This window comes from Cohnella sp., from assembly GCF_041640265.1.
Classification (GTDB): Bacteria; Bacillota; Bacilli; order Paenibacillales; family Paenibacillaceae; genus Cohnella.
Window position 1 is genome coordinate 1 of the sequence record NZ_JBEQAP010000054.1, and the last position, 25,857, is coordinate 25,857.

27 protein-coding genes, 15 tRNA genes and 1 rRNA gene are annotated in these 25,857 nt (G+C 46.7%); 38 read left to right on the forward strand and 5 right to left on the reverse strand.

The features are described from left to right. The first annotated feature begins 115 nt into the window (after nt 1-115). From rrf to ACESLK_RS25390, 23 genes are all read left to right on the forward strand, one after another. Nucleotides 116-232: ribosomal RNA gene (gene rrf, locus ACESLK_RS25280) — 5S ribosomal RNA — on the forward strand. Between the two features lie 30 nt (nt 233-262). After that, a tRNA-Asn gene (locus tag ACESLK_RS25285) sits at nt 263-338 on the forward strand. Between the two features lie 3 nt (nt 339-341). Then, a tRNA-Ser gene (locus ACESLK_RS25290) sits at nt 342-434 on the forward strand. Nucleotides 435-460: 26 nt separating this feature from the next. Next, a tRNA-Glu gene (locus tag ACESLK_RS25295) sits at nt 461-535 on the forward strand. Between the two features lie 102 nt (nt 536-637). Further along, nucleotides 638-714 (forward strand) — tRNA-Met (locus ACESLK_RS25300). 37 nt (nt 715-751) lie between these two features. Further along, nucleotides 752-828, forward strand: a tRNA-Asp gene (locus tag ACESLK_RS25305). 20 nt (nt 829-848) lie between these two features. Then, nucleotides 849-924: transfer RNA gene (locus ACESLK_RS25310), tRNA-Phe, on the forward strand. A gap of 22 nt (nt 925-946) precedes the next feature. Next, nucleotides 947-1,022 (forward strand) — tRNA-Thr (locus ACESLK_RS25315). Between the two features lie 20 nt (nt 1,023-1,042). Further along, nucleotides 1,043-1,126: transfer RNA gene (locus tag ACESLK_RS25320), tRNA-Tyr, on the forward strand. Between the two features lie 19 nt (nt 1,127-1,145). After that, nucleotides 1,146-1,219: transfer RNA gene (locus ACESLK_RS25325), tRNA-Trp, on the forward strand. Nucleotides 1,220-1,245: 26 nt separating this feature from the next. Beyond that, a tRNA-His gene (locus ACESLK_RS25330) sits at nt 1,246-1,321 on the forward strand. 22 nt (nt 1,322-1,343) lie between these two features. Further along, nucleotides 1,344-1,417 (forward strand) — tRNA-Gln (locus tag ACESLK_RS25335). 4 nt (nt 1,418-1,421) lie between these two features. Continuing rightward, nucleotides 1,422-1,496 (forward strand) — tRNA-Gly (locus tag ACESLK_RS25340). 16 nt (nt 1,497-1,512) lie between these two features. Next, nucleotides 1,513-1,586: transfer RNA gene (locus tag ACESLK_RS25345), tRNA-Cys, on the forward strand. Between the two features lie 14 nt (nt 1,587-1,600). After that, nucleotides 1,601-1,677 (forward strand) — tRNA-Arg (locus ACESLK_RS25350). Nucleotides 1,678-1,689: 12 nt separating this feature from the next. After that, a tRNA-Leu gene (locus ACESLK_RS25355) sits at nt 1,690-1,775 on the forward strand. Nucleotides 1,776-1,869: 94 nt separating this feature from the next. After that, complete coding sequence (locus tag ACESLK_RS25360; RefSeq protein ID WP_373232517.1) at nt 1,870-2,334, forward strand: MEKHLA domain-containing protein; 465 nt, start codon at nt 1,870-1,872, stop codon at nt 2,332-2,334. Between the two features lie 148 nt (nt 2,335-2,482). Further along, on the forward strand, nt 2,483-3,910 hold the full coding sequence (locus ACESLK_RS25365; protein WP_373232518.1) for a PTS mannitol transporter subunit IIBC: 1,428 nt from the start codon (nt 2,483-2,485) through the stop codon (nt 3,908-3,910). A 73-nt stretch (nt 3,911-3,983) separates the two neighbouring features. Then, nucleotides 3,984-6,077, forward strand: coding sequence for a BglG family transcription antiterminator (locus ACESLK_RS25370; RefSeq protein ID WP_373232519.1), 2,094 nt, complete (start codon nt 3,984-3,986; stop codon nt 6,075-6,077). Continuing rightward, a complete protein-coding gene (locus ACESLK_RS25375) occupies nt 6,074-6,508 on the forward strand; it encodes a PTS mannitol transporter subunit IIA (protein ID WP_373232520.1) in 435 nt (144 codons plus the stop codon). The genes ACESLK_RS25370 and ACESLK_RS25375 overlap by 4 nt, the downstream gene beginning before the upstream one ends. Further along, on the forward strand, nt 6,505-7,656 hold the full coding sequence (locus ACESLK_RS25380) for a mannitol-1-phosphate 5-dehydrogenase (protein ID WP_373232521.1): 1,152 nt from the start codon (nt 6,505-6,507) through the stop codon (nt 7,654-7,656). The genes ACESLK_RS25375 and ACESLK_RS25380 overlap by 4 nt, the downstream gene beginning before the upstream one ends. A 23-nt stretch (nt 7,657-7,679) precedes the next feature. Beyond that, the gene (gene ptsP / locus ACESLK_RS25385) at nt 7,680-9,410 is read left to right on the forward strand and encodes a phosphoenolpyruvate--protein phosphotransferase (protein WP_373232570.1); all 1,731 of its coding nucleotides are present in this window, start codon (nt 7,680-7,682) and stop codon (nt 9,408-9,410) included. Then, nucleotides 9,407-9,667 carry an HPr family phosphocarrier protein gene (locus tag ACESLK_RS25390; RefSeq protein ID WP_373232523.1) on the forward strand — a complete coding sequence of 87 codons (261 nt, stop codon included), beginning with the start codon at nt 9,407-9,409 and terminating at the stop codon, nt 9,665-9,667. The genes ptsP and ACESLK_RS25390 overlap by 4 nt, the downstream gene beginning before the upstream one ends. A 111-nt stretch (nt 9,668-9,778) precedes the next feature. Here ACESLK_RS25390 and ACESLK_RS25395 read toward each other — a convergent pair whose 3' ends face one another. After that, on the reverse strand, nt 9,779-10,444 hold the full coding sequence (locus ACESLK_RS25395; RefSeq protein WP_373232524.1) for a C40 family peptidase: 666 nt from the start codon (nt 10,442-10,444) through the stop codon (nt 9,779-9,781). A 230-nt stretch (nt 10,445-10,674) separates the two neighbouring features. On the opposite strand from ACESLK_RS25395, the gene ACESLK_RS25400 reads away from it, so the two are divergent. The 7 genes from ACESLK_RS25400 to ACESLK_RS25430 all read left to right on the forward strand — a co-directional run bounded on the left by ACESLK_RS25400 (nt 10,675) and on the right by ACESLK_RS25430 (nt 15,376). Then, complete coding sequence (locus ACESLK_RS25400; protein WP_373232526.1) at nt 10,675-10,974, forward strand: LiaF transmembrane domain-containing protein; 300 nt, start codon at nt 10,675-10,677, stop codon at nt 10,972-10,974. A 43-nt stretch (nt 10,975-11,017) separates the two neighbouring features. Next, complete coding sequence (locus tag ACESLK_RS25405) at nt 11,018-11,683, forward strand: PspA/IM30 family protein (RefSeq protein ID WP_373232527.1); 666 nt, start codon at nt 11,018-11,020, stop codon at nt 11,681-11,683. A gap of 4 nt (nt 11,684-11,687) precedes the next feature. Beyond that, entirely contained in the window at nt 11,688-12,173 is a 486-nt protein-coding gene (locus ACESLK_RS25410; RefSeq protein WP_373232528.1) for a PspC domain-containing protein, read from the forward strand. A gap of 4 nt (nt 12,174-12,177) precedes the next feature. After that, nucleotides 12,178-12,864, forward strand: coding sequence for a PspA/IM30 family protein (locus tag ACESLK_RS25415; RefSeq protein ID WP_373232529.1), 687 nt, complete (start codon nt 12,178-12,180; stop codon nt 12,862-12,864). Nucleotides 12,865-13,008: 144 nt separating this feature from the next. Next, entirely contained in the window at nt 13,009-13,647 is a 639-nt protein-coding gene (gene liaF / locus ACESLK_RS25420; protein ID WP_373232530.1) for a cell wall-active antibiotics response protein LiaF, read from the forward strand. A gap of 28 nt (nt 13,648-13,675) precedes the next feature. Next, on the forward strand, nt 13,676-14,722 hold the full coding sequence (locus ACESLK_RS25425) for a sensor histidine kinase (RefSeq protein WP_373232531.1): 1,047 nt from the start codon (nt 13,676-13,678) through the stop codon (nt 14,720-14,722). Continuing rightward, the gene (locus ACESLK_RS25430) at nt 14,723-15,376 is read left to right on the forward strand and encodes a response regulator (RefSeq protein ID WP_373232532.1); all 654 of its coding nucleotides are present in this window, start codon (nt 14,723-14,725) and stop codon (nt 15,374-15,376) included. It abuts the gene before it with no gap. A 37-nt stretch (nt 15,377-15,413) separates the two neighbouring features. Here ACESLK_RS25430 and ACESLK_RS25435 read toward each other — a convergent pair whose 3' ends face one another. Both ACESLK_RS25435 and ACESLK_RS25440 read right to left on the reverse strand, forming a co-directional pair. Then, nucleotides 15,414-15,893, reverse strand: a complete 480-nt coding sequence (locus ACESLK_RS25435) for a hypothetical protein (RefSeq protein ID WP_373232533.1) — start codon at nt 15,891-15,893, stop codon at nt 15,414-15,416. A 169-nt stretch (nt 15,894-16,062) separates the two neighbouring features. Then, nucleotides 16,063-16,392 carry a hypothetical protein gene (locus ACESLK_RS25440; protein WP_373232534.1) on the reverse strand — a complete coding sequence of 110 codons (330 nt, stop codon included), beginning with the start codon at nt 16,390-16,392 and terminating at the stop codon, nt 16,063-16,065. Between the two features lie 191 nt (nt 16,393-16,583). Between ACESLK_RS25440 and zwf the strand changes: the two genes are divergently transcribed. From zwf to ACESLK_RS25470, 6 genes are all read left to right on the forward strand, one after another. Continuing rightward, the gene (zwf, locus tag ACESLK_RS25445) at nt 16,584-18,137 is read left to right on the forward strand and encodes a glucose-6-phosphate dehydrogenase (RefSeq protein WP_373232536.1); all 1,554 of its coding nucleotides are present in this window, start codon (nt 16,584-16,586) and stop codon (nt 18,135-18,137) included. Between the two features lie 26 nt (nt 18,138-18,163). After that, the gene (locus ACESLK_RS25450) at nt 18,164-18,787 is read left to right on the forward strand and encodes a cyclase family protein (protein ID WP_373232539.1); all 624 of its coding nucleotides are present in this window, start codon (nt 18,164-18,166) and stop codon (nt 18,785-18,787) included. Nucleotides 18,788-18,804: 17 nt separating this feature from the next. Further along, entirely contained in the window at nt 18,805-19,065 is a 261-nt protein-coding gene (locus tag ACESLK_RS25455) for a hypothetical protein (RefSeq protein WP_373232540.1), read from the forward strand. 129 nt (nt 19,066-19,194) lie between these two features. Then, a complete protein-coding gene (locus tag ACESLK_RS25460) occupies nt 19,195-20,781 on the forward strand; it encodes a peptide chain release factor 3 (protein ID WP_373232542.1) in 1,587 nt (528 codons plus the stop codon). Between the two features lie 165 nt (nt 20,782-20,946). Then, nucleotides 20,947-21,612, forward strand: coding sequence for a potassium channel family protein (locus ACESLK_RS25465; protein ID WP_373232544.1), 666 nt, complete (start codon nt 20,947-20,949; stop codon nt 21,610-21,612). Beyond that, nucleotides 21,599-22,408, forward strand: coding sequence for a TrmH family RNA methyltransferase (locus ACESLK_RS25470; RefSeq protein WP_373232546.1), 810 nt, complete (start codon nt 21,599-21,601; stop codon nt 22,406-22,408). Before ACESLK_RS25465 ends, ACESLK_RS25470 begins: the two co-directional genes overlap by 14 nt. 81 nt (nt 22,409-22,489) lie before the next feature. Here the strand turns inward: ACESLK_RS25470 and ACESLK_RS25475 are convergent, their stop codons facing one another. Next, the gene (locus ACESLK_RS25475; RefSeq protein ID WP_373232548.1) at nt 22,490-23,695 is read right to left on the reverse strand and encodes an ROK family protein; all 1,206 of its coding nucleotides are present in this window, start codon (nt 23,693-23,695) and stop codon (nt 22,490-22,492) included. A 247-nt stretch (nt 23,696-23,942) separates the two neighbouring features. On the opposite strand from ACESLK_RS25475, the gene ACESLK_RS25480 reads away from it, so the two are divergent. Both ACESLK_RS25480 and ACESLK_RS25485 read left to right on the forward strand, forming a co-directional pair. Beyond that, nucleotides 23,943-24,560 carry a chromate transporter gene (locus ACESLK_RS25480; protein ID WP_373232549.1) on the forward strand — a complete coding sequence of 206 codons (618 nt, stop codon included), beginning with the start codon at nt 23,943-23,945 and terminating at the stop codon, nt 24,558-24,560. A 13-nt stretch (nt 24,561-24,573) separates the two neighbouring features. After that, a complete protein-coding gene (locus tag ACESLK_RS25485) occupies nt 24,574-25,113 on the forward strand; it encodes a chromate transporter (protein WP_373232551.1) in 540 nt (179 codons plus the stop codon). A gap of 606 nt (nt 25,114-25,719) precedes the next feature. Here the strand turns inward: ACESLK_RS25485 and ACESLK_RS25490 are convergent. After that, complete coding sequence (locus ACESLK_RS25490; protein WP_373232553.1) at nt 25,720-25,854, reverse strand: hypothetical protein; 135 nt, start codon at nt 25,852-25,854, stop codon at nt 25,720-25,722. Between the last annotated feature and the right edge of the window lie 3 nt (nt 25,855-25,857).

Here is a 25,857-nt window from a genome sequence, read left to right on the forward strand (position 1 = left end):
CGAGCGAACTGCGTAACAGCAAGAGAATAACGGCAGAAATTGCCGCTATCTATAAAGGCGGTTGCATCGCAAGATGCAGAGGCCAAGCAAGATGCAGAGGCCAAGCAAGATCCGGTCTGGTAATGATGGCGGAGGGGTTCCACGCGTACCCATCCCGAACACGACCGTTAAGCCCTCCAGCGCCAATGGTACTTGGACCGCAGGGTCCTGGGAGAGTAGGACGTTGCCAGGCCGGTTTTAACTTTTTTATAGCTGCTTATATTCCCTGATAGCTCAGTTGGTAGAGCACTCGACTGTTAATCGAGTTGTCACAGGTTCGAGTCCTGTTCGGGGAGCCATATGGAGAGGTGTCCGAGTTTGGTCGAAGGAGCACGATTGGAAATCGTGTAGGCGTCTAAAGCGTCTCGAGGGTTCGAATCCCTCTCTCTCCGCCATAATATTTATTAGCAGCAGCATGCATGGCCCCTTGGTCAAGCGGTTAAGACACCTCCCTTTCACGGAGGTAACAGGGGTTCGAATCCCCTAGGGGTCACCATTATTTTAGTGAAAAATGGATGAATTTAAGACTTGCATTTCATGAACGGTTTAGGGTATGATATAGATCGTGCCTCGTGAAAGGGCAAAACATTTTTAATGACGCGGGGTGGAGCAGCCCGGTAGCTCGTCGGGCTCATAACCCGAAGGCCGCAGGTTCAAATCCTGCCCCCGCAACCAAACAATCTACCTTCGGTAGAGATCGAATTACTAACATGGAGCTGTGGTGTAGTGGCCCAACATGCCTGCCTGTCACGCAGGAGACCGCGGGTTCGAATCCCGTCAGCTCCGCCATTTACCTCAACAAGTAATTCGGCTCGATAGCTCAGCTGGTAGAGCAGAGGACTGAAAATCCTCGTGTCGGCGGTTCGATTCCGTCTCGAGCCACCATTTTTATTTCAATTAATATTATGCCGACTTAGCTCAACTGGTAGAGCAACTGACTTGTAATCAGTAGGTTGGGGGTTCAAGTCCTCTAGTCGGCACCATTTCTTATCTCCTTAGTCGTGGAGGATTAGCGAAGTGGCCAAACGCGGGAGACTGTAAATCTCTTCCTTCGGGTTCGGTGGTTCAAATCCATCATCCTCCACCATCTTTTCTACTTCTACCATAGGGGCATAGTTTAAGGGTAGAACAGCGGTCTCCAAAACCGTTAGTGTGGGTTCAATTCCTGCTGCCCCTGCCAATAACATTTAACAACTGAATAACATGGCGGTCGTGGCGAAGTGGTTAACGCATCGGTTTGTGGATCCGACACTCGGGGGTTCAATTCCCCTCGATCGCCCCACTTTTTAACTTAACAAGCATGTTGGGGATTAGCCAAGCGGTAAGGCAACGGACTTTGACTCCGTCATCCAAGGTTCGAATCCTTGATCCCCAGCCATTATGCGGACGTGGCTCAGTGGTAGAGCATCGCCTTGCCAAGGCGAGGGTCGAGGGTTCGAATCCCTTCGTCCGCTCCATCTTTATCTTGACTTTGGCGCCATAGCCAAGAGGTAAGGCAGAGCTCTGCAAAAGCTCTACCCCCAGTTCGAATCTGGGTGGCGCCTCCAATTACCTTTTCTTTGCGCCCTTAGCTCAGCTGGATAGAGCGTTTGACTACGAATCAAAAGGCCAGGAGTTCGAATCTCTTAGGGCGCGCCAATTGAATAACATGCCGGTGTGGCGGAATGGCAGACGCGACGGACTCAAAATCCGTTTCTCGCAAGGGAGTGGGGGTTCAAGTCCCTTCACCGGCACCATACTTATTAAGCGCAGGTCCTTATGTTTTCTAAACATAAGGACTTTATTTTTTTGTCATTAGATTTTGAATTGCGAGAAGGGAGCTATGGACTGTTGAATCTTGAAGAGAATATGAGGCAGCTCGAAGCGCATTCCAAGATGTTAATAGAAAGTTATAAACGCGTTACGGGGAATTCGCTTCTTGAAGTGCAAGTAAATACAAGTATGTGTGCAGAAGCTCTGTTCAATGCGCAGTTTGTTCTTCTTTCACATGGTACAGAGCTTGACCCTGTGTTGAACTATGGTAATCGACTTGCCCTTGAACTGTGGGAAATGGATTGGAGTACTTTTACTTCAACTCCGTCGCGGTTAACGGCAGAGCCAATGGAAAGAGGCCAGAGAGAGAAGTTACTAGAGAATGCTAGAACTCAAGGGTTCTCTGCAGACTACACGGGAGTTCGGATCTCTCGCAGTGGCCGGAGATTCGAGATAAGGAATGCAATTATTTGGAGCGTTTTGGATTCCTATGGTAGATATCAGGGACAAGCGGCTGTATTCTCAGAATGGAATCCATTATAAGACTCTATCTCATAAATTGTTGTCAACAGCTTTCATGACGAAAGCTGTTTTTCCTTTGATTGATACTGTAAGCGCTTTCCGTTTATGATGGATATAGAAACGTTGAACATACAGCAGGTTGGGAAAACATACAAGGAGGTTAATATTTATGAGTAGTCGTGTTAATCCGAATGGGGCATCCGATCGTGGAGCAAGAGTAGGTATTCAGAAATTTGGAAGGTTTCTTAGCGCAATGGTTCTGCCGAATATCGGAGCGTTCATTGCGTGGGGTTTAATTACGGCTTTATTCATCCCAACGGGATGGATACCGAACGAAAGCCTTGCGTCCCTTGTAGGACCGATGATCACCTATTTACTGCCGCTCCTAATTGGTTATACGGGCGGACATATGATTCACGGTACACGCGGCGGTGTCATTGGAGCAGCGGCGACAATGGGGGTTATCGTGGGGTCGGAAATTCCGATGTTCCTCGGTGCAATGATTGTCGGTCCAGCTTCCGCATGGGTTCTGAAGCGGTTTGATCGATCCATTGAGGGCAAGATACCTTCAGGCTTTGAGATGCTGGTTAACAACTTCTCGTCTGGAATAATCGGAGGAGCGTTGGCGCTTGCCGCATTCAAAGGTATCGGACCGGTCGTTCAGGCGATCAGCAAAGGTCTCGCTTCCGGTGTGGAAACACTTGTTGATGCCGGACTTCTGCCGCTCGCTAATCTCTTGATTGAACCGGGTAAAGTACTGTTTCTAAACAATGCTATTAATCATGGTGTACTTAGCCCAATTGCACTCGACCAGGCATCCAAAACCGGACAATCCATCATTTTCATGCTCGAGTCTAATCCTGGCCCGGGACTTGGAATATTGCTGGCTTATTGGCTCTTCGGCAGGGGAATGGTTAAGCAGTCGGCCCCAGGTGCTGTGATCATCCATTTCTTCGGTGGTATCCATGAGATTTATTTCCCTTATATCTTGATGAATCCACGCTTGATCTTGGCAGCAATTTCCGGCGGCGTAGTTGGAACCTTTACCTTCTCGATATTCGGAGCCGGGCTTGTGGCATCGCCTTCTCCAGGAAGTATTTTCGCCTACATTGCTATGACGCCTAAGGGTGGGCTATTACCCGTATTAAGCGGGGTCCTTACAGCTACAATTGCCTCCTTCCTTGTCGCTTCGGTTCTGCTGAAGACAAGCAAGAAAACGGATGATGACGATCTTGAAGAAGCTAAGACAAAGGTTCAGCAAATGAAAGCTCAAGCGAAAGGTTTGAATTCAACAGCAACTACTGGCGTTAAATCCAATGAAGAAGTAAACAAAATCGTTTTTGCTTGCGATGCAGGCATGGGTTCGAGTGCGATGGGGGCTTCTATTCTTCGGAAAAAAATAAATGCGGCAGGTATTCCGGTGACCGTCGTAAATACAGCTATCAATGATATCCCTGGGGATTCAGATATCGTCATTACACACCAATCATTAACAGACCGTGCAAGATTAAAGGCTCCGAACGCAGAACATATCTCGATAGATAATTTTCTCAAGAGTCCCGAGTACGACGAACTTGTAAGCAGATTGAGTAAATAATAATGATGACATAACGCAGGCGTAGTTACCGTCGGCGTTATGTCCATTTCTATGGAGGAGGGGGCTGCCGACAATGAAAGTATCCAATAGACAAAGACACCTATTGGAGGTGCTGCTGAGCCGGCAGGGAGGAGTTACGGCCGGTGAGCTGGCGCTGGATGTTCAGATCAGTTCGAGAACAGTTCACCGGGAGCTTCAGGAGCTTGAGCCCATCCTAGCTTTTCACGGCTTGTCGTTAGTTAAAAAATCGGGCTTGGGAATAATGCTGGAGGGTGATTTAGACAGCTTGTTCCGATTTCAAGATGAGCTTCGCAGATCGGAGACTGAAACCTACTCGCCCGATGAACGCAAAGTAATTATGCTCTGCCTGCTGCTAGAAGAGGTAGAGCCGATCAAGCTTTACGCACTTGCCAAAGAGGTGCAAGCTGCGATACCCACAGTTAGCAGGGATTTAGAGGAGCTTGAGCCTCAGTTGGTCCAGAGTGAACTAATGCTCATTCGAAAAAGAGGCTACGGCGTTGAGATATCTGGCACAGAAGTCGCTAAGCGCAGGTTTATTGTTAGGATGGCTGAAGATCAATTAAACCACTCCGATTTCTTCAGAGCTTCCTTGGACCAATCAGATTTATGGCCTACAACCAATAGACTGCTGGACTTAGTCGGCAAAGCAACCTTTATGAGTATTGAACATTCATTATGGCAACAGAACGAGGATTGGCTTAAAGGGCTTAAAGAATCGGATTATACACGCCTGCTTGTGAGATTATCTGTTGCCGTAATCCGATTGAAGCGAGGACACCGAATAGAGCCCTCGAATGACAACGGAATAATCAGTGTGAATGACAAGCAATATAGTAAGTTACAATTTTTTGCAGAATCGTTAAGTATTCATGAAATGCCGAAAGAAGAAGCAAGTTACATGCAGATGCTGCTTGATGAAGCTCGAATAAAAGCAACGGACACTTCATCTGTTATTTTGGAAAAATTCGGGTTAGAGATAGCAGAGCATACGGCTAATCTTATCCTTTCCGTGGAAAAGGAAACAGAGGTTCCCCTTAGCAAGGATCGATCGCTGCTGGATGGAATGATTCGCCACCTTAGTCCTGCAATAGATCGTATTCGTAACGGAGAAATCATTCGTAATCCATTGCTTTCTCAAATTAAGAAGGATTACGAGTCGTTGTTTAACGTCGTTCGCCGGAGCTCAGATGAAATATGGGGAAACCTCCTTATCCCAGAGGAAGAAATCGGATATCTGGTCATGCATTTCGGTGCCGCTATCGAGAGATGGAAGCTAGCTCCGGGCAATGTAAGGGTATTGCTCGTCTGCTTGAGCGGAATCGGTTCATCTAAGCTGCTGGCTGTGCGGATAACGAAGGAAATCCCCCAAATCAACCTGCTGGGCCATTATTCTTGGTACGAAGCTTCGCGAATGCCGCAGGATCAATATGATCTGATCGTTTCGACAGTGGATCTGCCCATTGAGCCTGAGCGCTATATTAAGCTGAGTCCTTTGTTAACACGCGCAGAAACGGAAAAACTAAGGACCTATGTGCGGGAGATTGCTCTAAACGTTAAATCTAACGCTTCTGTTGGGCTTGCCAATGAACAAGGAGCCTGGGAGCGCCTTAAGCTAATGAACAAATATACTTCCGAGATAGTGTTCTTACTTGATCGGTTTCGGGTATATCATCTGGATCAAAAGTATGCGACGAGCGATCACTCGAGCCTTATGGAGAGATTGCTCAGATTGTTATCGCCTCAAGCGCTTTTGCAACGAGAAGACCTCATAGCGCAGCAACTTATGGAAAGGGAAGCACAGGGAAGCTTATTAATTCCGGATTCCAAGCTAGCTTTATTCCATACACGAAGTCAATGGGTATCGGCGCCGTTAATCGCTCTCTTCTGCTTGGAGTCACCTATTTACTTAGACAATGACAATGCAAATGAAGATACTTCTGAAGTTAAGCGGATTTTTCTTATGCTAGCTCCTATAACCCTTAACAAGCAGGCGTTGGAGGTACTGAGTGAAATTAGCGGTATGCTCTTACAACCGGAGCTGGTCTCGCTGCTAGAAGAAAGCGACATCGTGAGCATAAGGGCTTTGATCTCAAGAAATATGGAATCCTATTTGAAAACGAAATTAGAATGGAGAGAACCATCATGAGCATTCTTACTAAAGACAAAGTGAAATTAAACGTCGAAGTCAAAGATAAGTTTGAAGCGATCCGACTTGCAGGACAGCTGCTTGTGGAAGGCGGTCATGTTCCAGAGGAATATGTGGAGAAAATGATTGAAAGAGAGAATATCTCCTCTACTTATCTGGGCGGTGGATTGGCCATGCCGCATGGTACTAATGAATCCAAAGGGCTTATTCGCTCAACGGGGATGTCTGTTCTGGTGTTAAAGGATGAGATTGATTTCGGCGGTGAACCAACACGGTTGGTCATTGGGCTTGCGGCAGTCGGTGATGAGCATTTGGAAGTACTGTCGAGCGTGGCTGTGCTTGTTTCGGAAGATGAGGATATGCAGCGTATTATACAATCCCAAACAGCGGAGGAGTTACTTGCGATCTTTCAGGAAGGATTAGGAGCATGAAGGCCGTTCATTTCGGAGGCGGTAATATCGGACGGGGTTTCATCGGATTGCTCTTGTCGAAAGCGGGATATCGGGTTCAATTCGTCGATGTGGATAAACAATTAGTTGAATTGCTTCAGCAACGCGGGCAATATACGGTGACGCTGGCTAATGAAACTGCAGAATCGGCGATTGTCGATAATGTGACAGCTATTGATGGGAATGACAAGGAGCGAGTGGCGCAGGCAATTGCAGAGGCTGATTTGGTTACGACGGCAGTAGGGGTCAATGTGTTGAAATACATTTCGCAGACCATCTCGGAAGGAATAGCAAAGAGGCTTGCAAGCAATCCATCAGCTCTCCACATCATTGCATGCGAGAATACAATTGGCGGGAGCACGCAGTTAAAAAACCTTGTATACGAACATCTTCCTACAACGCTCAGAGCGCGCGCGGATGAATATATCGCTTTTCCAGATGCTGCTGTCGATCGGATAGTACCCATTCAGCAAAATGAAGATCGATTAATGGTTGTCGTCGAGCCCTTCTATGAATGGGTCGTTGATCGATCCGTGATGCTTGAAGGCTTTCATGAGATCCCAGGAGTACATTATGCGGAGAGGCTTCAGCCTTATATTGAACGAAAGCTATTTACGGTTAATACGGGTCATTGCTGCGCCGCGTATCACGGCTATCTTAATGGGTACGAAACAATCCAAGAAGTAATGAAGGATTCGGGAATCGTTGCGGAAGTTCGTGGAGCACTGGGTGAAACCGGGGCTGCTCTAATTCTGCAATATGGCTTTGATAGCAGCGAGCATAATAAATACATCGACAAGATACTTGAACGATTCCGCAATCCCTATTTGACAGACGAAGTCGTCCGGGTTGGTCGCTCACCCATTCGCAAGCTATCGCCGAACGATCGGTTAGTAAGTCCGGCAAAAGCAGCTCACGACAACGGATTACCTGCGATTAACTTAACTAGGGCTATGGCTGCCGCGTTCATGTTTGATTACAAGGAAGATCCAGAGGCAATAGAAATCCAGCGAAGTATTCAGGGGCTGGGTATTGCTGAAGCCATTAGCAAATACACCGGATTAAGTGCCGATCATCCCCTGCATGGTCAGGTTATGGCAGGATACGCTGCGTTTAAGGAGCGGAAATAAGCATAAGAAAGGACTGAAGGATGATGAAGCTACAGATTAAAGGAATCGGCGCTTCTCCGGGATTAGCGGCTGCAAAAGCTTATATTTATAGATCGGAACACTATGTTCCTATTCATAGTCAAGTCGAACAACCAGATACCGAGATCGAGCGATTTCAGGCTGCAATCCGTCAAACTCAAGTGGAAATTGAGGAAATACGCAATATAACCGAACAAAGATTGGGCTCGGATAAAGCGGAGATATTCGAAGGACATCTAATGATTCTAGAGGACCCCGATCTCATCGATGTCATTGTAGATAAAATAAGTGAAGAAGCGATTAATGCTGAATACGCTTTGTATGAGACGTCTCAATCTTTTATTAAAGTATTAAGACAAATGGACGACGAATATTTAAGAGAGCGCGCATCTGATATCAGCGATGTGTGCGGTACAATCATGAATCATTTACGGGGGATAAAACAATCGGATCTCTCAGGGATTTCAGAAGAATGTATTGTAATTGCCCAGGACTTGACGCCATCAGATACGGCTAAGCTTAATTTGGATTTTGTAAAAGGCTTTATCACCGAAATTGGCAGCCGGACGTCCCATTCCGCAATTATGGCTCGTTCTTTAGGAATTCCGGCAATTGTGGGAGCGGGTACGGAGCTTCACCGAATGCAATCGGGTACGATGGTACATATTGATGGCTCGGAGGGCGCTCTTGTTATTGACCCTAGTGAGCAAGAGCTCGCGATATTTACGGAGAAAAAGAGTCGGTATGATATAAGGCAAGCCGACCTCGCACAGTGGAAGTATAGAACCTCTCTTTCTAGTGATGGCCATCAAGTTGAACTCGCCGCGAATATCGGTAAGCTGGAGGATGTTCAGAAGGCGCTAGACAACGGCGCGGAAGCGATTGGATTGTTTCGCACTGAGTTTCTATACATGGGACGAAGTAAGCTTCCTTCGGAGGAGGAGCAGTTCAGCAGCTACAAATACGTTCTTGAGAAGATGGAAGGGAAGCCCGTTGTTATCCGCACCTTGGATATTGGCGGCGACAAGGAGCTGCCTTACCTTGATTTACCAAAGGAAAGTAATCCCTTTCTAGGACAAAGGGCACTTCGTTTCTGCTTGGATCGACCGGATATATTTCGTACGCAGCTTCGTGCATTGCTCCGGGCCAGTCGTTATGGCAATCTAAAGATCATGTTTCCTATGATTGCCGTTCTAAGTGAGCTGCGCGAAGCTAAACGGATTCTGGAGGAAGAAAAGCAAAAACTCGCTTCGGAAGGTATTGAGGTTGCAGATGCTATCGAAATAGGAATGATGATAGAAGTCCCGTCAGCTGCGGTATCGGCGGATTTGTTCGCTAAGGAAGTGGACTTTTTCAGTATCGGAACGAATGATTTAATTCAATACACGATGGCGGCGGACAGGATGAACGAGACGGTCTCGTATTTGTACCAGCCATGCCATCCTTCTATTCTAAGGTTAATCCGGATGGTTATTACCGCTGCCGGCAAGGAAGGTAAATGGGTGGGAATGTGTGGAGAAATGGCGGGAGATGAAACGGCAATTCCGCTGTTGCTGGGGTTGGGACTTCATGAATTCAGCATGAGCGCGGGATCGATTCTTCCAGCACGCGAGCTGATCGGTCAGCTGTCTCACGCACTATGGACGCCGCTTGCAGATAAGGCTATGGAGCTAGCTACGCAGGATGAAATTCAGGCTTTCGTAAATCACCTTAAGCAAGGAGGTAATGTCGCATGATCTCTCAATCATTCACCATTATTAATCCAACAGGATTCCACGTGCGCCCTACCAAAGAGTTCGTCCAAGCGGCCGCAAAATACCCTTGTAAAATTAATGTCATAAACAAAGGCAAGAAAGTAAACGGCAAAAGCTCGCTAAGTATGCTTACCCTTGGAATAGCAGCGCAGGACGAAGTTACTCTAGAAATCGATGGGCACCAAGAAGCGGAGGCGCTGGAAAAGTTGGGCCAATTGCTTACACAGGTTCATGAGTGATTTGAAATATTCGAGGGACGTTCATATGCTCATCGGGAAATTTAAATCTTAGCATATAAAAAAACGGACAAGGGTGAGATTCAATCCCCTCTGTCCGTTTTATTTGTCGACCTATTGCAAAAGAGCGCTGCCCCCGAAGAGGAATCGATGCTCCCAGGCGGTATTGGCAAAATTGCCAACGAGAACACCGCCGCTTGCTTTAGAGTACGTATGAAGAATTTTTCCGTTTCCCAAGTAAATGCCGACGTGAGTAATGCGTGCATTCTCTTTGTCGATGCCCTTATAGCTATCCGCTTTTGAACCTTTGTACGACATGAAGAACATGAGATCCCCGCGGTTTAAGTTATGCCAGTCGGTTACGGCATTTCCATTGTTTTTGACATAGCTGCCTTGCTTGCGCGAATCGGCGGGAAGAGTGATCCCAAGCGTCTCCTTAAAGATCCAACGAACATAATCGGAACAATCAAAGGTTGTATCTGTGCTGCGGCTGGATCCGAATTTATAAGGCGTTCCCTTATATTTTAGCCCTGCGGCAATAACCTTCTCTATCGGGTCGGACGCTTGCGTGCCGCCAGCGCCTTCTTTACTTGTTTCTTCATTAGTGATCCCGGAGTTTAACTCATCTTTCGTATCGTTAGCTCCTTCAAGTTCGGGAGTCAGCCGTTTGTCCTCAACATTCTGCACAGCAGTCAATGAATCAGCTGAAACCGTTGGAACGAAGCTTAATCCACTGAGCAGTAATCCTGCTGCCAGCAATCCCGCTATGTGTTTTCTCACGTTTCAACACCTCCATTAACGTCTCCCTATACGCTAACACAGGAGAGAAGATGGGGAAACCCACAATAGTTGCCATTGACACTAAACCGTTGGTCTCATAAGAAAAGGACGCAAGGCGGTATGTACCCTCGACTACAGTCTAGGTTAAAAAACATACGCGAGTCCGTTATGCAAAGCTGCGGTGAGGTTTACAATAAAGTCATGAGTTACACAGAAAAGAGGTGAAGCAATTGCGAAGCGGAAATGGTCTGGCTCTGCTGCTTATCGGTTTCGGAGGATTAATCATCCTCGGTAAAATTGGCTTCGGGCTTGGATTCCTGTTCGGGCTGTTGATTCCGATTCTGGTTATTCTGCTCGGCATCATGGCTTGGAAGAATGGAAGCCGGCTAGTAGGAGGAATTATTGCGGTTGTCGGAGGAATCATGTTATTCGGTAAGCTGTCCTTCTTGTTCGTTTGGGTGGCAGCAATCGCACTGATCGTATTCGGTGTCTCAATGCTCCGAAGTAAAAAACCAACCGCAAGAATGTAATAAGATAATAAGCAGCCGAAGGGGAACAAGGAGGGATATAAGAATGAGTGTCATGAAAAGAGTGCGCGATATGACGGTGGCTTCATTGAATGATCGACTTGAGAAAGCAGAAGATCCCGTCCGGGTCATCGATCAATTCTTATGGTCGACTCATCAAGAGATCAACCAGAGCGAAGGGCTTCAACGTCAATATGCCGCACATACCGAGCATCTGCATCGTCAGTGGAAAGAAGCCGAGCAATGGATGGTTAAACGAGAGCATCAAGCCGTTACAGCGCTCAAAGCAAATGAAGAGAATGTTGCTAAGCTTGCACTTCAGGACAAAGTAATCCATGAAGAACGGGCGGAACGATACCGTCAGCTCTATGAACAAAGCCGCAACGAGCTAACCGAGCTAGACCAAATGCTTCAGGAGCTTCGCAATGAATATCGGTCCGTATATGATCGAAGGCAGTTTTACGTTGCGCGGATGGAATCACTTCGTTTGCAACAACGCCTGAACGATCGGTTCGGCCCGGGCAGCTCCGACCCATCGCAGATGTTCCGCAAAATCGATGACCGTCTTACGGATATCGAGCTGGAAACAAGAAGCCTCCGCGATCTTAGACGGATGGGGCAAGAGACGCTGCTTCAAGCGGGAGAGGTTGTCAAACATACAATCGATAGAGAACTGCAGCAATTAAAAAACAAGCTGCAACAAGGAGGTTAAAGAAATGCGCAAGCTTTATCGTTCCTCGCGGGATCGGAAGTTATTCGGAGTTTGCGGCGGCTTAGCAGAATATTTCGCGGTTGATGCTACATTACTCCGTATCCTGCTTATCGTCGTTGCCGTATTCTCGGCGGGCTCTGTTATCCTCGTCTATATCATTGCCGGATTTGTTATTCCTCGCGAGACAGCATATGGCAGCGGGTATGGTGCTAATCCATTCGATCAGGGCTGGAAAGGTCCTGAGCAGCCGCAATATGGCACGCAAAGCTGGAACCCAGGTTCTACGAACTGGCAGGGATCAAATGCTAACCATTCAACAGCTAACAACCCCCATTCGGGACCTGCCGCAGGAAACCCGCCGACAACCGGACGTTCTTCAGGGGGGCTTGATGCCATGATGGAGGATATAGAAAAGAAAGCGATGCAAAGAGAAATTGATGAGTTGAAAGCCAGAATTAACAAATTTGAGAAAGAATCGAAAGGAGAATAACAAAATGGGTGTATTCCAACGAGTGAAAGACCTGACAAAGGCGTCCGTACATGACTTGCTAGATAAATTAGAGGATCCAATTGTGATGCTGAACCAATATCTCCGTGATATGGAGACAGAAATACGTGATGCTGAGGTAACGGTAGCCAAGCAAATGGCTGCTGAACGCCGTATGAAACAGCGCTTGGATGAGGTCATTCGCCTTGGCGCTGATCGCGAAGGGCAAGCTGAGCATTCCTTGCGGAGCGGTAATGAAGGGCTGGCGCGTAAGCTGCTGGAGGAGAAGGTTCAATATGATCAGCAGGCTGCGGATTTAATCGGCCTTCATGGGCAAGCTAGCGCACAAGCGAATGAACTAACGGAGCAGCTCCATGAAATGAAAGAAGAGTACTACAAGCTGCGGAACAAACGTAATGAGCTTGCAGCACGCACTCAGATGGCGAAAGCTCGTAAGCAAATGGCTCAAATCAGCACCTTGCATACGATCGAGAGCGGTTCGGCTTCCCGAGGATTCCACCGCATGGAGGAGAAGATCATGCAGCTGGAAGCCGAGGCTGATGTTGCTCGGTTACCAGGTACAATATACAGCGGCTCACAGGTTCGCATAGATCCGGACAAAGCTTACCGTATAGAGCAAGAGCTAAATGCATTAAAAAGCAGAGTTCAACCGGTCAATCTAGAGAAAGAGTAACGGCCAAGCATTCTCGCTTGTCATTAGATGTGCTATGATGTCAGAATGAAGCGAAGGATAAATGCTTTTAAGCCATAACGGATCTCAATCCGTTATGGCTTTATCTACGAACAAAGACTAGGCAGATAGGAGGTGTGACCCGACATGAAATGGTCCAGCAACGCGATACTGTTCATAGCAGCCGGTGTTTATCTCGCGTTAGGAGGTATGGCGGGTTACGCGACGGTGAACGCTGTCATCCTCCTGCTTCTGGGCATCGAGCGTTATCGGTGGGACCGCTCTCGATTATCGATTATTCTTATAGCAGTCAGTACCTTAATCTTAATAGTTACCCAGTTCGCGTTATTCGCAGTAATTGTGCTCATATCCCTTGGGACTTATTATATCCGAGCGCGTCCGCCGGCTTCCGGCAATTATATGAATAAGCATAAGCTTTTTCTTAATATGAGATTGGATGAGCAGTCGTGGATGCTTCATTCTATGAGCTTCTGGCATGCCATTGGTGAAATTCGTATGGATATGACCTTGGCAGTACCAGAGGATAAGGAAACAACCATTGTCTTGCAGGGTTTAGTCGGTGATCTCGATTTGATTATTCCAGATGACTGCGGAATACAGGTAGAAGCTTCTGTGCTTCTAGGTCAAATTTCCTTCAAACAAATGAAGGAAGGCGGGATGTTCCACCGCTTATCGTGGAAATCTCCTAATTATGAGGAATGCGAGCAGCACTTGAAACTTCAATTGTTCTATCTCGTAGGAGATATCAAAATACGTACAGTCTAAAATAAATCGTGTCCGAGGAGGGAGTCATATGGAGTCTCGTAAAGTTACCAATATGGTTTGGCGTCATATGGGCGAGGCTGTATTATACTCCCTCGGCGTCGGTGCACTTGTCGTTTTTTTACTCATCCGCTATGGGTTAGTCGGATCTTTTCTTTCATGGGGAACGGTTATTTCCTATAGTCTGACAGCAGTGGGTGTTCTAACCGTTTCCGGTGCTGCATATGGATTCTGGCGAAGCTATCCTATTCGTCATCGGCTGGGAATGCTCGGGGATACGATGCTCATGCTGGAAAAAGGAAATCCGAGCCTTCCTCTTCCCGACCTAGGGAATGATGAGATCGGCAGATTAGGCGAGCAGCTTGGCAAGCTGGGGCGCAAATGGGAGGAACAGGTGTCTTCCCTGCAGCGCTTGTCCAACAATAATGCGGAGCTTGCCTCCAAAGCTCGTATGAGTGCGGTCGTGGAAGAGCGTCAACGACTTGCTAGAGAATTGCACGATGCTGTCAGCCAGCAGCTATTCGCGATTTCAATGACAGCAACGGCAGTCGGACGAACGTTGGATCATGACTTCGAGCGGGCTCGTCGTCAGGTCGAGCTAATCGAGGAGATGGCATCGGTAGCACAATCGGAGATGAGGGCATTATTGTTGCATCTTCGACCTGTTCATCTTGAAGGCAAACGCTTGTCTCAAGCGATTCCGGAATTGGTTGAAGAGATGAAAGCTAAGGTACCGGTTGATATCGCGCTAGATATGGAAGAGGACTTACCCCTCAACAAAGGGATGGAGAACCATCTCTTTCGCATTGTTCAGGAAGCCCTCTCCAATACGCTTCGTCATTCTAAGGCTACGAAAATGGATATCGTGCTCCAACGTCGCGGGGATACTGTTAGGCTTGGAATCCGTGATAACGGAATCGGTTTTGATACTCAGATTAAGAAGCATGCTTCCTATGGGATGACGAATATGGAAGAGCGCGTTAATGAGCTTGGAGGTTCTCTCAATATTACAAGTGCTCCTGGTAAAGGGACGCGTATTGAAATCAGGGTGCCCTTAATGGCGGAAGGCGGTACATAGATGGTTAACGATTCCTTGATACGGGTGTTATTGGTGGATGACCATGAGATGGTAAGAATCGGCTTGGCAGCAGTGCTTGGAACGGAAGAAGGAATTGAGGTTGTCGGAGAAGCCGGCAATGGATTAGAGGGGCTTCGACTTGCGCGGGATTATTCGCCGGATGTCGTCTTGATGGATCTCGTCATGGATGGCATGGATGGAATCGAGACGACCAAGCGCCTGATGGAGGAAATGCCGGAATGCCGAGTTATCGTGCTTACGAGCTTCTTGGATGACGAGAAGATGTATCCGGTTATCGAAGCGGGAGCTTTCAGTTATTTGCTCAAAACCTCACGGGCTTCCGAAATCGCGGATGCGATTCGAGCGGCAGCACGAGGACAATCCGTATTAGAGTCCCAAGTGGCCTCTAAGATGATGAATCGTTTCCGTCGTCCCCCACAGGTTGCAGCGCAGCCTCATGAGGACTTGACGGATCGCGAGATGGAGGTTCTTAAGCTGATTGCCTTAGGCAAATCTAACCAAGAGATTGCAGACGATTTGTTTATTGGTATTAAAACCGTAAAGTATCATTTGACGAATTTATTCGGCAAGCTAGGTGTAGAGGATCGTACTCAAGCGGCCATTTATGCTCACCGTAACGGTTTAGCGGATTAATTGGAATACTTAGCGGTGCTTACCTTTTATTGTCCATTCAACCATAAGCCTGTATGATCCAGCCCTGGTGAGGAAATCGCCAGGATTTTTGTTTATCCTCATTGTAAGTACTATAGGTCTGAAAAGACTGGTCATCGGTCATAAGTTCTAATGGAGAGATACCAAGCACGATACGTGCTTTTTGATCCCAATACTCGATCGTTTCTTTGTCGGTGCGTAAATAAGCAGAATCTTCTTGGTACTCTTCTAACGATAGGAAACCCGCCTGATTCCTTTCACTCTGCTCTGTCATCTTATTAACAGCAGACATAAAGACCTCAAGATCCTCAGTCGTGAAGCTAGTTTGGGATAAGAGCTTGGCAGCCTGATCAGCAACATCTATAGCGGCTTGAACCAGAAGTGCGGCATTTAAGCCATATTGAGTGAGAGGAGGCTCGATGAAAGAGTGCTCCTGACGCGCCTGATTCTCCTGTTCTGCAAACGTAGAATATTCCTCGGCCTTCGGCTCTTTTTCCATATAAGAGTTTATTCTTGGGTAAGGTTGTATCCTCGATACAGGAATGACACGTTCTCTAGACCGTACAGGATATGCCCATATGTTCATACGAGATCCCCCTTTCACTTTTACTAGTTCGTTAAGAATAATTACCACAGTCTGTAAGGAGTGAAACAATCGGCAGGATAAATCAGAGTGCAATAACGGCTTTGACCGGGGCTAAAGGAATGACTCTAATGGGTGAGTTCTGTAGATTAGGAGGTTCAAGACTTAAGGTTCCCCAGTACGCGTTAGAGGTTGGGTGTTCCTGTGTTGCAGGGATGTCATCTGCTTGAATCTTGGCTTTGCGTTTACGTTTAACGGGACGATGGGTTCTCTCACTGTTTAATGTTAACGATGAGGGACTGCACGAGGTTAATATCCCCGTATAACGCGTTTCATCGTTCAGGATGACACAGACCGCACGCCCGCATAAGGGACGAAGAGACTTCTCATCCGTGGAAAAAATAGTGTTTAGCATCCTTAAATTCCTCCCTAGGTTTGCTTATGAAGTAGTGTATTCACCCGGGGACAAACGTGTATGGGCGGTTGCCTTAGCTCTGAGAACGAAGGTTAAAACATGGATTTGTCCTGCCAGTTGTGCTACACTACATTAAATAAGAAGTGGCAAAACCTGCTTTCAAAATCATGCACATTAGAAAGTTGAGGCATATGACGGACTACAAAAACGAATCCATTTCCGCTCATGAAGCGGTATATTTTATCTTCGGAGCCACGGGCGATTTGGCCCGCCGCAAGTTATTTCCTGCTCTTTACAGCCTATATCGCGAAGGAAAGCTGGGAGAACGGTTTGCGATCGTAGGTTTAGCACGTCGTCCCCGTACCAACGCTCAATTCCGCGATGACGTCTATGAGTCGATTCAGGAGTTCTGCCGTTACAAACCAGGCCAGAACCAGGACTGGGATACGTTTGTCGAACATTTCACTTATCAATCGCTCGATATCGGTAACGTGGACGGCTTCCGTCAATTGAAGATACATACAGAAGAGCTGGAAACAAGCTACAATATTCCGGGTAATCGCTTATTTTATTTGGCGCTAGCTCCGGAATTGTTCGGCAACGTATCCCGAAGCCTTCGCGGCGGGGGGATGCTGGAGAGCGCAGGCTGGCATCATCTTGTAATCGAAAAGCCTTTCGGTTACGACTATCCGTCTGCAGAACGTTTGAATGAAGAGATCCGCCAAGTATTCCGCGAGGATGAAGTGTTCCGTATCGATCATTATCTGGGTAAAGAAATGGTGCAGAATATCGAAGTGATCCGCTTAGCGAATGGCTTCTTCGAACCGCTCTGGAATAATAACCATATCGCTAACGTGCAGATTACATTAGCAGAGACGGTTGGCGTGGAAGAGCGCGGCGCTTATTATAACAAGTCAGGTGCTCTTCGCGATATGGTTCAAAACCATATGCTGCAGATGTTAACAATGATTGCCATGGAGCCGCCAAGCCGTTTGGATCCGGAGGATATCCGTGACGAGAAGGTTAAGGTACTCCGTTCTATCCGTCGCCTTGTATCAGGCGAAGAGGTGCGCAGCAGCATTGTTAGAGGTCAATATGGCCCAGGCTCAAGCCGAGGCAAGGAGCTTAAAGGCTATCGCGATGAAGAATCTGTCGATACCGGATCCGTTACAGAAACATTCTTCTCCGCAAAGCTGTTAGTAGACAACTTCCGTTGGGCCGGTGTTCCATTCTATGTCCGTACCGGCAAGCGTTTACCTGTTAAATCAACGGAAATCGTTATTGAATTCAAGAACGTGCCAAGCAATGTATTGTTTGCCAAACGCCAGGAATTACTCCCTAACCTGCTGGTAATCCGGGTAAATCCGATGGAAGGCGTTTATATCAAATTCAATGCCAAGAAGCCGGGCAATGACATGACGATTCAACCTGTTGCCATGGAATTCTGCCAAAGCTGTCAGATCGGGATTAATACGCCTGAGGCTTATGAGCGCCTTATCTTCGATGCGGCTCGCGGCGACCATACGTATTTCACGCGTTGGGATGAGCTTGCTGTTGCATGGAAGCTTATTGATCCGATAGCAGCTGCTTGGCGTGAAGATTCCAGTGATCTGGAATCCTATCCGGCAGGCTCATGGGGGCCAGAGAAAGCGGAGAAGCTTCTCACGGACGACGGTTTCCACTGGTGGCCGGTGAACGGTCAAGACGAAGATAACGTATTATGGGTATCCAATACGAGTAAATAGCTTTATGCGGAAGTGAAGGTGCTTACATGTCCAGAATCATAGATATTAGCATGACGATTGAAGAAAGCATGCAAGTATGGAAAAGCTATGAAGCTAAGAAACCTCGCATAACGAACGTGCAGAATCATGACGAGGGAAAACCGCATGAAAGTCTGTTGTCCTTGAACGTGCATACAGGAACGCATGTGGATGCGCCTTTGCATATGCTTGCAGGGGGAGCTACGATTGAATCTATCTCTTTGGATCGACTTGTTGGTCCGGCGCGCGTGTTGGATTTAACTCATCTGAAGGGTCATATTACGAAGGAAGATTTGATACCCTTCGCGATTCAACGAGGCGAGCGAATACTCTTCAAAACAACTAGCTCGTTAACCGAAGAGTTCGATCTTGAGTTCGTCTTCCTGAGGGAGGATGGAGCACAATATCTGACAGAGATCGGGGTAGGCTTAGTTGCTACGGACGCGCTAGGCATAGAGAGAGCCCAAACGGAATATCCTACGCATCGTACGCTGATGAAGAAGGATGTTATTATTGTTGAAGGTTTAAGGCTGAAAGAGGTGGAAGCGGGTAATTATATGCTTGTTATTGCCCCTCTGAAGTTGACAGGTATAGATGCCGCACCGGCTAGAGCATTTCTTATTGGGGATTAGTTCATAGGGGGATTAAAATGTCCGATGATCGTTTGGCTCGTCTTGAGGATATGATGGGACAATTGGTTGGGATGGTTGGTAAAGTATTAGCTGAGCAGCAGGATATGAGATCGGACATGAATGCTATGAAGTCTGATATTAGTTCCATCAATGCGCGACTTGAACGAGTTGAGGCTTCCCAAATTAGTTCTTATGAATCCATTCCCTATTTGCTGGACAAGACTGCGGAACACGACAGAGATATTCATGCTATTAAAGGGCGTTTACTTAAAATATAAATATTGGACTCTTATCTTATGACCGAAGGCGGCAGCCTTCGGTTGTTCTTATTTCAAGAGTGTGATTAGATTTTCTCATGTTTATGTTATAATGAAGGCTGTTATTTTATTGGAAGGGAAATTCTACGGATGAGCCAAAAACAGACTGACGAGTTACGGCAAGAGGTTTCGAAACGCCGTACTTTTGCTATTATTTCTCACCCCGATGCGGGGAAAACAACCTTAACCGAGAAACTTCTTCTTTATGGAGGCGCAATTCATATTGCTGGTTCCGTTAAAGCCCGCAAAGCAGCGCGGCATGCGACCAGTGACTGGATGGAAATCGAGAAGCAACGGGGGATTTCTGTAACCTCCTCCGTTATGCAGTTTCAGTACGAAGGCAAGCAGGTCAACATTCTTGACACCCCTGGTCACCAAGATTTCAGTGAGGACACGTACCGTACACTAACTGCAGCTGACAGCGCGGTTATGCTTATAGACGTTGCCAAGGGTGTCGAGGCCCAGACGATTAAGCTGTTCCAGGTTTGCAGCAAGAGAGGCATTCCAATCTTCACATTCATTAACAAGCTGGACCGGGAAGGTCAGAATCCATTCGAGCTTCTGGAAGAAATCGAGCGTGTGCTCGGTATTCGGTCTGTTCCGATGAACTGGCCAATCGGTATGGGGCGTGAGCTATGCGGCGTGTATGACCGAATGAAAAACCAAGTAGAGCTTTTTCAGGGGAAAGATCATTCAAGCATTGAAGTTCGCAAGACAGCTGATTACAACGATCCCATTATCCGTGAGATGGCTGGCGATCACTTGGCTGATCAGCTTGCGCAGGATTTGGAGCTCTTAGATGTTGCAGGTGATGCGTTCGATTACGAGAAGGTGCGCACAGGTCAACTAACGCCGGTCTTCTTCGGCAGTGCTGTAAATAACTTCGGCGTCCAGACTTTCCTTGAAAACTTCTTGGAACTCGCGCCTCAGCCGACGCCGCGCAAAAGCACGGAAGGCTCGATCGATCCGGACAACGAAAAGTTCTCGGGTTATATATTCAAAATTCAAGCCAATATGAATCCTGCCCATCGTGATCGGATTGCATTCCTGCGTATTTGCTCTGGTAAATTCCAACGCGGAATGAGTGTGCGACATGTACGGGTTGGCAAGGATATTAAGCTTTCTCAGCCGCAGCAGTTCCTTGCACAGGATCGTGATATCGTAGAGACAGCCTATCCTGGCGATATCATCGGTTTATTCGATCCCGGTGTTTTCCGTATAGGGGACAGTCTGAGTGAAGGGCGCGATATCGTTTTTGATGAATTGCCTACGTTCTCGCCTGAAATATTCGCTAAAGTATCGATCAAGAATGCCCTTAAGCAAAAGCAATATTTAAAGGGCCTCGATCAATTAACCGAAGAAGGTATGGTTCAGGTGTTCCGTTCGACCGGTTCTTTCGAAGATACGTACCTGGGCGTGGTTGGCCAGCTTCAATTCGAGGTGTTTGAATACCGGATGAAAAACGAATATGGTGTTGATATCCAATTATTCCGGACACAATTCCAGTTCGCCCGCTGGATTGTTGGAGATAAGGTTGATCCTGCCAAGTTCAGAATCAATTCCACACTGGTAAAGGACAAAAATAACGTCGACGTTGCCTTATTCGAGAACGAATATGCGATGAGAACGGCAATGGAAAGAATGCCTGACGTGCAATTTCTTGAGGTTGCACCGTAATAAGAATAATTTCTACTTGTTCCATTTGTATAAGTGATTACATGTAAAGCCGCATCCCGGAAGGGCATGCGGCTTTTAGCTATATAACCCGACTAAGGGCGAAGCCGTTTTACTTGTGTGGTATAATATCCGTATTGGGTTACATAGTTAAGGAGGAGCGTAAAGGTGGCCAAAAGACAATTCGCGGTAATTGGATTAGGGCGTTTTGGTTCAAGTGTAGCCAAGTACTTATCTGAACTCGGATATGAAGTTTTAGCAGTGGATGATAACGCACAACGCGTTCAAGATATATCACATGCCGTAACGCATGCAGTTTCAGCGGATTCAACGGATGAGGAAGCGATGACAGCACTCGGCATTCGTAATTTTGACGTTGTCGTCGTTGCGATAGGACAAGATATCCAGTCGAGTATTCTGACGACTCTAATTTTAAAGGATCTAGGTGTTCCCTACATTATCGTGAAAGCGCAGAATGACTTGCATGGAAAAGTGTTGAACAAGATCGGAGCTGATAAAGTTGTTTTTCCCGAACGGGATATGGGGCTTCGAGTCGCACATCATCTCATTTCGCCGAACATTCTGGAGCACATTGAGCTTTCAGTGGATTATAGCATAGTAGAGATGAAAGTTCCTTCTTCAATGGTCGGTAAAAATCTGAAGCAGCTCGATATTCGATTGAAATACAACTGCAACGTATTGGCTGTCAAACGAAATGGGGAGATGAATATAACCCCTCGCGCGGATGAAGCATTAGTGTCCGAGGATGTGCTTGTCATTGTCGGTAAAAATGTTCAATTAACGAAATTGGAGCAGGCATATGCGGAGCTTTGAGGGTTATATTAGCTCGACCTCCAACCCGCGAGCGAAGGAATGGGCAAAACTGCTGGAGCGTAAATATCGGGAGCGGGAAGGGAAGTTCCTGCTTGAGGGCCTTCATCTTGTTAAAGAAGCTTTGGACGCGAATTGGCCGCTTGAAATCATTGCCTTCGACGAAAGCTCCGGCGTGCTGGATGCATTCGAGAAATATTTGAATGAAGAGCAGCGGAATGGACCTGCATGGATTCCCGTTTCGGCTGAGATTATTATGAAGTGCAGTGAAACGGATAGCCCTCAGCCGATCTTCGCAGTTGCTATGAAACGGCCTCCGCAGAAGGAAGTGCTATTCCAGGCGGAGCTTGGACTGGTTGCGGTGCTTGACGGAGTACAGGATCCAGGAAATGTAGGCACAATCGTAAGGAGTGCCGCCGCGTGCGCTGCTACGGCTGTCGTGCTAGGCAAGGGAACCGCAGACTTATACAATCCTAAGACGATTCGGGCCACTATGGGGGCACTATTTCATGTACCCGTTCTTGAAGCGGATTTAAGCGAATTATTATCGGAAGCGATGGGGCGAGGAATTGCGGTTGCGGGAACAAGTCTACAAGCTTCGGAATCCTGTTACGGCTACGACTTTCGTCGCAGTGTCTGGCTCGTGTTTGGCAATGAGGGAAGCGGAATGTCCACTGCTGTATCAGATATTGTGGATGACAATCTCATAATCCCCATGACAGGCCGTGCGGAATCTTTGAATGTGGCAATGGCGGCGACGCTGTTATTGTTCGAGGCTCAGCGTCAGCGGATGTTGTAGTATAATCACACGGTTAGCAAAGGGGCAGTCCATATTAGTTTATGGGACTGCCCCTTTTTTTTGCCTATTCGGATAATAGATTCATATGTCCATTGCTCTCCAAACCATAAGAGCGGCGCCGGTTGCGACTGCGTCTTCCTTCAGCAAGCCTTTGGAAAACAGAGGCTGATATTCCGGGTAATAATAAGTGTTTTTCTGTGCGATTTCGATGGCGGTTTGGTAATACTGCTCATGTGAATTAACAAGTGCTCCGCCTAGGATGACTTTCTCGGGGTGGAAGACATTGATTAGATTAGCGAGTCCGATACCGAAGTAAACGGAGGATTGAAGGAAAATTTCTCGGGCATATTCGTTGTCCTGTGCTAATGCCTGAAGCAGATGGTCGTAATTGATTTGTTCGGGTGAAACATGATAGTTAGTTATCAAATCACCGCGTCCAAGCTTGGCATGAGATATAGCCTTTTTCTCCAGAGCTTGAACCGAAACAAAAGCCTCCAACGCGCCGAAATTACCTTGATCTTGCAGTCTCGGTCCATCAGTTTGAATGATCATCTGACCGACCGAGCCCTCCATGTCAATAGTTCCATGTACGATTTGGCCATTAGACATCATAGCTGAACGAAGACCTACCCCAGCATGTACATAGAGCAGGTGCTGCAGGTTATCCTTGCGCATCGACCAATGCTCGCCTACCAGTGCCGTATTTGCACCATTCTCCAGCATTGTTGTCGGAATGCTGAGTCTTTTTGCTAATAGAGCACAGATCGGTACGTCATTCCATCCGGATGCGGGAAAATTCAGAGGGCGAAGGATAACGCCGTTTACCCGGTCCAGCGGCCCTACAGCTCCGATTCCAACTCCGATTATCTGTTCTTGATCTATTTGGTGATCGTTGAGGAATGCTCGCACATTAGCTGCCACAAACTCAACCAGCTGCGCGGGAGTCATCGTCTCATCCATCCTCCAACGAGTAAAGGATTTGGCGTTCATTTGCATATCAAAAAAGCCAAGCGAGGAATATCGCCTCGAAATCTCCAAACCGAAAAAATAGCCGTAGTTTGGATTGATTTCGTAAAGGATTGGTCTTCTGCCGCCGCTTGAGGGACCTAACCCGATAGTCAAAAGAAGTTTTTCCAAAACCAATTCATCTAAGACGCGGCTAAGAGTGCTTGAGGTTAATGTAAATGTGGATAATAAATCTGCTTTGGACAGGGTGCCGTGCTCGGCGATATACTGATAAATCATTTTTTTGGGTGAAGGAAAGGTGTGCGATCTTTGTTTCGTCATGAGTAATCCCCACTTTTCCGAGTGTGCGAATTGGAAATAAATCAAAACTAATTATAACTTATTGTTAGTGAGTTTGCTACTTAGACCTGGTCATTTACATATCATAAAATCATTTTGGATATAAGATACTAATATAAGCTTAACTAGTGTTGTTTTAAGGCGCGCATATCAAATTATTTTTATAACATTAATCCAAAGTGAAATAAAGATGATATAATTGATTTGTGTTATTTAAGGGGGGCTGATAATGAATCGAGACATCAAATTGCTATGGTCTCTATTTATAAGCTTTCTAAAAATTGGACCCATTACCTTTGGCGGCGGGTACGCTATGATTCCGGCTATCGAGCGTGAGGTTGTAGTGAAAAGGAAATGGCTTCGTACTGAGGAAATCACAGATATTTTTGCAGCTTCCCAATCCGTACCCGGTGCCATCGCCATTAACTCAGCCACCTTGATTGGTTACAGAATTGCCGGCGTCAGAGGGGCGATTATGGCTATGCTGGGCATTTTCCTTCCAACCTTCTTCATAGTTTTGGGTTTATCTATCTTCTTCATGGAGATGAAGGATAACCCGAAGATAGAAGCTGCTTTTATTTCTATTCGGGCAACAATCGTTGCATTGATCGTTTATGCTGCCTATAAAATCGGTAAAACCGCAATCGTAGATAAAACAACTCTCTTATTGGTAGTTATTTCGGTCGAAATCATGTATTTGACCCGCGATTATGTTCATCCGATATTCCTGATTGGAGGAGGGGCTTTGGTCGGGATCATTCTAGTTGCTATGCGGACTTATCTTGGCTGGGAAACGAAGCTAGAGAAACGGGAAAATGAAAAGCAAGTTTACGATTATATGATCTAATTGAGGGGATATTATGCTGATCGATCTGTTCGTTACGTTTTTCATGATCGGGCTTGTCTCGTTCGGTGGAGGGTATGCTATGATCCCTCTGATTCAGGAGGAGGTTGTGAACCGTCACGAATGGATGAATAACCAGCATTTTACCGATTTAATAGGAGTTGCCGGAATATCTCCTGGCCCGATTGCGAGTAATATTGCCATCCTAATTGGGTATCAGGAGGCGGGTATTGTTGGAGCGATCATTGCGTCATTGGGGATATTATTACCTTCGCTAATCATCGTCATTGCTGTGGGGATGTTTTTCTTTCGGGTCCGGCAGAACAAGCTGATGCAGTCTTCATTCTATGGACTTCGATCGATAATAACCGGATTGATTTTTTATGCGGCGGTCATGTTTGCTCTAAACAGCGGGCTTATGTCATCTCTTTCCTGGTTCACTTGGAGCCAGATTTTGATCTTTATCGCTTCGTTATGCGCACTTCTTTTCTTTCGTAAACATCCCGTATCGATTATTATTTTATCAGGGCTTGTCGGTATAGCTTTATATGGATAGTCTATGACCGAGGGGCTTCATTGGCGGTACGAAGCTCAAACACATCCAACATCTCGTCAGACGGTGTATACGAGAATTTGAGGTAAAAGTGCTATTAATATCATGGGTTCAACCGATGATTCTTGATTTTGTTACTTTCTTACCACTAATTCGTACTCAAAGCCATGATTCGTTGAAAATGGAGGTTGTTAGCAGCACTATTGCTACTAGTTGATCCATAATGAGATATTGGAAATGATATAGTAGTAGTTTTGGCGTTATTTTCTTTACAGTGTGCCTTAAGAAGGGACTGTTCCATAAGATCGCCCTTATGGGACTGCCCCTTCTGCTATTGAATGACCTGTTGACGGTAGATTCGAGCCCGCCACTGTCGTAAAATGAGCCTGTCGATTAATTGTGGACAGTATCATGAACGTACACATGCAGAGAATGTATATGATTTTTCACATACATTTCCAGAATCCGGGCTCAAATCAATTTTTCTGTATGAAATTTCGTATAGAATCGACTGATTCGATGCGTGTGACGCTCATTTTGTATGATTTTTCGCATACATTTTGTGGTCTCCCGCAGATTTCCGAAGTTATGAACTGTTAATTGACAGGCTCAAAATGCGACAATAAGAGGCGCAGAAAGAGCAAACGCCCCATCAATGTCGCAAATCGCGACAATGAGAGGTGCAGAAAGAGCAAACGCCCCGCCAATGTCGTAAAACACGACAATGACGAGGCGTTGCTTCACTTC

Excerpts from the sequence above, each read along its gene's own strand:
- ACESLK_RS25365 (WP_373232518.1), top strand. The coding sequence starts at position 2,483 with ATGAGTAGTCGTGTTAATCCGAATGGGGCATCCGATCGTGGAGCAAGA.
- ACESLK_RS25370 (WP_373232519.1), top strand. The coding sequence starts at position 3,984 with ATGAAAGTATCCAATAGACAAAGACACCTATTGGAGGTGCTGCTGAGC.
- ACESLK_RS25375 (WP_373232520.1), top strand. The coding sequence starts at position 6,074 with ATGAGCATTCTTACTAAAGACAAAGTGAAATTAAACGTCGAAGTCAAA.
- ACESLK_RS25380 (WP_373232521.1), top strand. The coding sequence starts at position 6,505 with ATGAAGGCCGTTCATTTCGGAGGCGGTAATATCGGACGGGGTTTCATC.
- ptsP (WP_373232570.1), top strand. The coding sequence starts at position 7,680 with ATGAAGCTACAGATTAAAGGAATCGGCGCTTCTCCGGGATTAGCGGCT.
- ACESLK_RS25390 (WP_373232523.1), top strand. The coding sequence starts at position 9,407 with ATGATCTCTCAATCATTCACCATTATTAATCCAACAGGATTCCACGTG.
- ACESLK_RS25405 (WP_373232527.1), top strand. The coding sequence starts at position 11,018 with ATGAGTGTCATGAAAAGAGTGCGCGATATGACGGTGGCTTCATTGAAT.
- ACESLK_RS25410 (WP_373232528.1), top strand. The coding sequence starts at position 11,688 with ATGCGCAAGCTTTATCGTTCCTCGCGGGATCGGAAGTTATTCGGAGTT.
- ACESLK_RS25415 (WP_373232529.1), top strand. The coding sequence starts at position 12,178 with ATGGGTGTATTCCAACGAGTGAAAGACCTGACAAAGGCGTCCGTACAT.
- liaF (WP_373232530.1), top strand. The coding sequence starts at position 13,009 with ATGAAATGGTCCAGCAACGCGATACTGTTCATAGCAGCCGGTGTTTAT.
- ACESLK_RS25425 (WP_373232531.1), top strand. The coding sequence starts at position 13,676 with ATGGAGTCTCGTAAAGTTACCAATATGGTTTGGCGTCATATGGGCGAG.
- ACESLK_RS25430 (WP_373232532.1), top strand. The coding sequence starts at position 14,723 with ATGGTTAACGATTCCTTGATACGGGTGTTATTGGTGGATGACCATGAG.
- ACESLK_RS25435 (WP_373232533.1), bottom strand. The coding sequence starts at position 15,893 with ATGGAAAAAGAGCCGAAGGCCGAGGAATATTCTACGTTTGCAGAACAG.
- ACESLK_RS25440 (WP_373232534.1), bottom strand. The coding sequence starts at position 16,392 with ATGCTAAACACTATTTTTTCCACGGATGAGAAGTCTCTTCGTCCCTTA.
- zwf (WP_373232536.1), top strand. The coding sequence starts at position 16,584 with ATGACGGACTACAAAAACGAATCCATTTCCGCTCATGAAGCGGTATAT.
- ACESLK_RS25450 (WP_373232539.1), top strand. The coding sequence starts at position 18,164 with ATGTCCAGAATCATAGATATTAGCATGACGATTGAAGAAAGCATGCAA.
- ACESLK_RS25455 (WP_373232540.1), top strand. The coding sequence starts at position 18,805 with ATGTCCGATGATCGTTTGGCTCGTCTTGAGGATATGATGGGACAATTG.
- ACESLK_RS25460 (WP_373232542.1), top strand. The coding sequence starts at position 19,195 with ATGAGCCAAAAACAGACTGACGAGTTACGGCAAGAGGTTTCGAAACGC.
- ACESLK_RS25470 (WP_373232546.1), top strand. The coding sequence starts at position 21,599 with ATGCGGAGCTTTGAGGGTTATATTAGCTCGACCTCCAACCCGCGAGCG.
- ACESLK_RS25475 (WP_373232548.1), bottom strand. The coding sequence starts at position 23,695 with ATGACGAAACAAAGATCGCACACCTTTCCTTCACCCAAAAAAATGATT.
- ACESLK_RS25480 (WP_373232549.1), top strand. The coding sequence starts at position 23,943 with ATGAATCGAGACATCAAATTGCTATGGTCTCTATTTATAAGCTTTCTA.
- ACESLK_RS25485 (WP_373232551.1), top strand. The coding sequence starts at position 24,574 with ATGCTGATCGATCTGTTCGTTACGTTTTTCATGATCGGGCTTGTCTCG.